The sequence below is a fragment of the bacterium genome, from assembly GCA_030247525.1.
GTDB lineage: Bacteria > Electryoneota > JAOADG01 > JAOADG01 > JAOADG01 > JAOTSC01.
Genome location: JAOTSC010000202.1, coordinates 1 through 5,437 on the forward strand (window position 1 = coordinate 1; position 5,437 = coordinate 5,437).

8 protein-coding genes and 1 tRNA gene are annotated in these 5,437 nt (G+C 49.4%); all 9 read right to left on the minus strand.

Annotated features, from left to right (window positions below; translation table 11 throughout):
- On the minus strand, positions 1-165 hold a 165-nt coding region (locus tag OEM52_13610), incomplete at its 3' end, for a single-stranded DNA-binding protein (GenBank protein MDK9701173.1).
- An 18-nt stretch (positions 166-183) separates the two neighbouring features.
- Entirely contained in the window at positions 184-648 is a 465-nt protein-coding gene (gene rpsF, locus OEM52_13615; GenBank protein ID MDK9701174.1) for a 30S ribosomal protein S6, read from the minus strand.
- A gap of 192 nt (positions 649-840) precedes the next feature.
- Positions 841-1,428 (minus strand): aminoacyl-tRNA hydrolase, encoded by a 588-nt coding sequence (gene pth / locus OEM52_13620; GenBank protein MDK9701175.1) that lies wholly within the window; start codon positions 1,426-1,428, stop codon positions 841-843.
- Between the two features lie 3 nt (positions 1,429-1,431).
- Positions 1,432-2,061: a 50S ribosomal protein L25 gene (locus OEM52_13625; protein MDK9701176.1), complete on the minus strand. Its 630-nt coding sequence runs from the start codon at positions 2,059-2,061 to the stop codon at positions 1,432-1,434.
- A 23-nt stretch (positions 2,062-2,084) separates the two neighbouring features.
- A complete protein-coding gene (locus OEM52_13630) occupies positions 2,085-3,023 on the minus strand; it encodes a ribose-phosphate pyrophosphokinase (protein MDK9701177.1) in 939 nt (312 codons plus the stop codon).
- A 23-nt stretch (positions 3,024-3,046) separates the two neighbouring features.
- Positions 3,047-3,118, minus strand: a tRNA-Gln gene (locus tag OEM52_13635).
- A gap of 30 nt (positions 3,119-3,148) precedes the next feature.
- Entirely contained in the window at positions 3,149-3,445 is a 297-nt protein-coding gene (spoVG, locus tag OEM52_13640) for a septation regulator SpoVG (GenBank protein ID MDK9701178.1), read from the minus strand.
- Complete coding sequence (gene ispE, locus OEM52_13645; GenBank protein ID MDK9701179.1) at positions 3,442-4,320, minus strand: 4-(cytidine 5'-diphospho)-2-C-methyl-D-erythritol kinase; 879 nt, start codon at positions 4,318-4,320, stop codon at positions 3,442-3,444. Before ispE ends, spoVG begins: the two co-directional genes overlap by 4 nt.
- The coding region (locus OEM52_13650; protein MDK9701180.1) for a polysaccharide biosynthesis tyrosine autokinase at positions 4,317-5,437 on the minus strand (1,121 nt) is incomplete at its 5' end. The genes OEM52_13650 and ispE, both read right to left, overlap by 4 nt.

Below are 5,437 nucleotides of genomic sequence, written 5' to 3' on the forward strand. Positions count from 1 at the left end.
GACATCTTCTTTCCATTGGCCGGTGTTGTCGCGGAATTTCCGGTTCGAAGCAATTATAAAATTCGATACCGGAGTTCCAGCGGAAGTATGGCGGATTGTCGGGTCTTTAATCAGATTCCCAGCAATCAATACCGTATTAACGTCTGGCATACGCAATTCGGACATGTTCTCCGTCCGTTCCGCTTACGCTTGATCGGCAGATATTTTATCTACCGCTTCAATTGCCTCTTCCACACTCTGCGGACGCTCATCGCCCGCGAGTTCGATTGATGCCGCTTCCGACTTCACCGCTCGCTCCGATACTTCTTGCGAGAGCTTCGCCTTCAATCGGTTCTGCTTAATCATCAACTTCTCCATCCGGGGAGTAATGTTGAGGAGTAAATGGCGGAGCACCGGTTCGGTTAACTTCAACATCAATTCAACTTCGCGCACCTGATCGGCAGGGAGCATCATCAAAATGACATAGTAGACCCCATGGGTTCGCCCTTTGATTTCGTAGGCGAACCGACGCTTGCCCCAACGATTCCAGTCGAGGATTTCCGCGCCTCTCGCCTCCATCGACGAGCGGATTTTATTCGCGATTTCCTCGATCTGCGGGTCGTCAAGTACCGCGTCGATCGTGAACATTAATTCGTATTTTCGTTTCATTCCTCTTCCTTGTTTCCTCAATCAGCGGTTCCGCTGATTCTTACGGAGCGCAGGTGAATTCCCGCGGCTTGCATAGTCAGGCGAATCAAGCCTAACGATTAGGTCAGAGTAATCTCTGACTGACAAAATCGTGACCGACAGAGGAATATCTGTCGTACAATACATATCAACTCGGGATCGCTTCATCGACCCTTACAATTCGGGAGCGGGCGTTCGATTGTACTTATTCATCGTTGCCAACAACCCCTCTTTCAAATAACATTCGACAGCATCAGTCGCTCGGTCGATCTGTAAAAGGATTTCCTCTTGCTGTTTTTTCGGCACTTCGGAAAGGACTTTGCCAGCTAAATTTCCGCTGCGACCGTCGGGAGGGCGTATACCAAACCGCAACCGGGGAAAATCCATACTCCCGAGTAATTCAATAATCGACCGCATCCCTTTATGACCGCCATCAGAACCTTTACCGCGTAAACGAAGAGCTCCAAACGGAAGATCGTGGTCATCAAAGATGACAAAGAGATCTTTCGGGTCGCTATCGAAAAACCGGATCGCATCGACCACGGCAAAACCCGAAGCATTCATGAAAGTGGTCGGTTTCACCAAAACCACAGTGTCATCACTAAAGAGTCCGCGAGAGTAGTAGTACTCGCCTTTTCCCGCTCGAAATTGCCAGTTTTGCCGCTCTGCGAACCGCTCAAGAATCCAGTAGCCGGCATTGTGCCACGTCCGCGCATAGCGGTCGCCGGGATTACCCAATCCGACCACAATCGCAGTCGGCAAGGTTTACTTCGCCTCGTCCTTCTTACGTGCGGTAATCACTTCCGGTGCAGCCGCCGGCTCGGTCGATGGTTTCTCGTCACCGGTCATCTTCGGCGGTTGAATAGTGAGAATCGTGGTATCGGGATCGCTCAAGAGTTTCACACCGACGGGTAACTTGATGTCTCGGATGTGCATCGATTCGTTCATGTGCAATTCTGTTACATCGATTTCAATACGATCCGGTGCATCGGCGGGCTTAAGGTCTAACGCGTTACGGTGTTCGATCTGATCAAGAATACCGCCTTCCTTGATTCCAATCGGAGTGCCCTTTAAGTAAATGTTAAAGGTCATTCGGATACGTTGCTCAGCGGATACCGACTGCAAATCGATGTGTTCTATCGCACCGGTCAACGGGTGCCGTTGGATTTCACGAACGACACACATCATCCCCTGCAAACCTTCCCCTGTCAGTTGCAACATGGTTGGCTGCTTGATCAGCGTAAGCCGCAATTTGTTTGCATCAACGGCAAAAGGAATACCATCCTTGCCTTTGATGTACACGATACCCGGCACTTTTCCAGTAAAGCGAACTTGCCGGGCTCCGCCTTTTCCTTTTGTAATACGGCTAACAACCGCTAATTCCATCACCGCCATTGTATTACCCGCCTCCCAAAACTCTAATCGAATAACGAGCTGATCGACTCGTTGTAGTGAATTCGTTTGATCGCTTCCGCAAACTCAGTGGCTACCGAAGCTACATGCAGCCAATCCGGTTTTTTCTCAATTCGCAAGGGAAGCGTATCGGAAACGTACATCCGGTCAACTTTCGCCACTTCCAACCGTTCTATCGCTTCTCCCGACAATACCGGGTGGGTACAACAAATCTGCACCGACTTCGCACCGGCTTCGCGCACCGCTTTGGTTGCTGCGCTTAACGTGCCCGCGGTATCGACGATATCGTCGATCAAGATTACGTTGCGGTCACGGACATCACCTAAAATGTTCATCGCTTCGGCGACGTTGTGGGCGGTACGCCGCTTGTCGATCATCGCCAATTCGGCATTCAACCGTTTCGCGTAAGCGCGAGCGATTTTAATATTCCCCACATCCGGCGAAACAACGCATAGTCGATCTAAATTCAAATGGCGGATTACATCGGTAAACACCGGCGCCGCATACAGATGATCGACCGGAATGTTAAAGAATCCTTGAATCTGCGCAGCATGGAGGTCCATTGCAAGAACTCGATCCACTCCTGCCACTGAGATTAAGTCTGCAACTAACCGCGCCGAAATGGCTACCCGCGGCTGATCTTTGCGATCTTGCCGGGCGTAGCCAAAATAGGGAATCACAACCGTTATCCGCTGAGCTGATGCGCGTTTAGCGGCATCAACCATCAGCAACAACTCAAACAAATGGTCGGCTGGCGGATGGGTCGGTTGAATCAAGAATACGTCGTTACCACGAATATTCTCAACAAATTTCACCCAAATCTCACCATCAGCGAAACGTTTGATATCGCAGTTTCCCAGTGGCACACCAAGTTTGTGTGCAATCGCAACTGCGAATTCACGATGCGCCGTTCCAGTAAAAATGCGTAGTTGATGCAGCGCCATGTATGCCTGTTCGCTAAATTGTGCTGGGGCGGAGGGATTCGAACCCCCGGATGCGGGGACCAAAACCCCGTGCCTTACCACTTGGCGACACCCCAAGGAAATCGTGCATTGCGATCTTTGATGGTTTAGTCAAGCTCACCGGCCGGTAACGATGCTCCGGTCGGATCTTCCACCAGCTTGCGATGATATTGATCCAATACCATTGCTTCAAGTTCCTGCCGGAACTCGTTTGAAATTGGGTGAGCGATGTCTTTGTATGTGCCATCCGGCATTTTACGGGATGGCATACAAACAAATAAACCCTGATTACCCAAAATTACTTTTAATCCGCGAACGACAAACACATCGTCAAGCGTGATGTTGACAAACGCCTTCAAACGGTCTTCGTTCCGCAAGTTGACGTTAATCTCGGTTACTTTCACAAAGCACCTGAATCGTTAAGATAAACAACCCCCTGAGGGATCGGTTCAACCGCCCATGTCCTGCCTCCAAAGGGAAACTGCAAAACTGCGGCGGCACATACCTTCATCACATCAAAATGGGCGACTTGGCAACTTCCGCTGCCCGACATCGATACCCATTTTGCACCGCAACTCATCCAAAACTCGCGCGCATCATCCCAATAAGCCAATTCATTCGCGACTACCGGTTCGAAATCGTTTTTGAGTTGCGGGTCGCTCCGCCAATCGTTTTCACTGCGGAGACAGCTTGACAAGATAAGCGAAGGAGATTCTTGAGTCAAGTTTCGGTTAAGTCGAGCATAGGCGACACCCGTATTTACGCTAACTCCGGGAAACCATAGCCCAAAAACTCCCGGAAGCATCGCTTTCAACGGTGTCAAAATCTCACCCCTACCGGTAGCCTCCTGTATACCACCCCGTAAAAAAAAAGGACAGTCGCTACCAATTCCAGTTGCCAAAGCAAGGAGGTCACTTTCCTGAAGATTGGTTTGAAAGAAATTATTACAACCAATCAAAGCTGCAACAGCATCTGACGAACCACCACCAAGTCCGCCGCCAAGAGGAATCCTCTTCGTTACATCGATTCGCACTTTAGCTACAATCCCGGTCAGATGTTCAAACGCCCGTACTGCCTTTGTAACTAAGTTCGATTCATCCTCCGGTACCTGCCACTCACCGGAACAATGTAACTCATACCGATCGGCAGACGCGAAAGCGATCTCGTCGTATAACGAGATCGCCTGCATCAAGGTAACAATCCAGTGATACCCGTCGTTTCGCTTGCCGGGTACACGCAAGCCGATATTAATCTTCGCCGGCGCTAACAACCGGATCATACGATTTTCGCATCCTCCGGTTTCTTATCGACACGTACACTCTTTGATCGCTTCTTATCGCCTTTGCTACCGTAGTAATAATAGTAATGATAATAGTGATAGTAGTAGTAGTACGATCCGTAGACTCGCTTGATATCGAGACCATTCAAGACTACCCCGGACAAATTGACCCCGATACTCTTAAGAATCGTAATACAGCGCTGCACTTCGCGTTTGGCAATGTACCCGGAGTGGGTGACGAGAATAACACTGTCAGCAGTCTTCGCAAGAATCGAAGCGTCGGTAACCGCAATCAACGGTGGACTATCAATAATGATGATGTCGTAATTCTGGCGTAAAGTGCGAAGGAGATCGTTGAATAAATCGGATGCAACGATTTCGGCGGGGTTCGGCGGCACTTCACCGCAAGTCAGAATTTCCAGATTATGGATTTCAGTCGGTTTGAGCGCTTGTTCTAATGTCAGTGTACCCAACAGAATGTCAGTAACGCCATGATGGCGATCCAACCGGAAGTTCTTATGAACCGAGGGGCGGCGGAAGTCAGCATCAATCAAAATCGTCCGCATTCCCGCACTCGCCATGGTAATCGCCAAATTACACGCAGTGGTAGTTTTTCCCTCTTTCGTGGTCGCTGACGTTAACAGAATAATTTGCTTTTTGACGTCGAGACTGGCAAACAAAAGGTTAGTTCGCAATGCACGGTACGCTTCGGAAATCGGGGACTTTGGCGAGAATGAAGTGATTAACCGCGTCTCCAGTTTTTCCCAGATTCGGTCGTCAACAGACTTCCCATCCCTACTCAACTTGCGCATAATCTCTTCGAGATTAATGTAGGGGATTGTTCCCAACACCGAGATACCGATGCGTTCGACATCCTCAACGGTTCGAATCGAATTATCCGTGTAATCAATCAAGAGCGATGCGGTAATACCAATCGTTAAACCGAGAATGATACCAAAGATGATGTTCATCCGCTTATTTGGACGAATCGGGAATCGTGGTGGTTTTGCTTCGTCGATAATGCGAACTTTCGCGGTACGACCGGCTTCGGCTATTCGCGACTCTTCGTACTTTTCTTTCAACATCAAATAGAGTTTTTCGTTCAACTGAGTATCAC

Excerpts from the sequence above, each read along its gene's own strand:
- rpsF (MDK9701174.1), bottom strand. The coding sequence starts at position 648 with ATGAAACGAAAATACGAATTAATGTTCACGATCGACGCGGTACTTGAC.
- OEM52_13630 (MDK9701177.1), bottom strand. The coding sequence starts at position 3,023 with ATGGCGCTGCATCAACTACGCATTTTTACTGGAACGGCGCATCGTGAA.
- ispE (MDK9701179.1), bottom strand. The coding sequence starts at position 4,320 with ATGATCCGGTTGTTAGCGCCGGCGAAGATTAATATCGGCTTGCGTGTA.
- OEM52_13625 (MDK9701176.1), bottom strand. The coding sequence starts at position 2,061 with ATGGCGGTGATGGAATTAGCGGTTGTTAGCCGTATTACAAAAGGAAAA.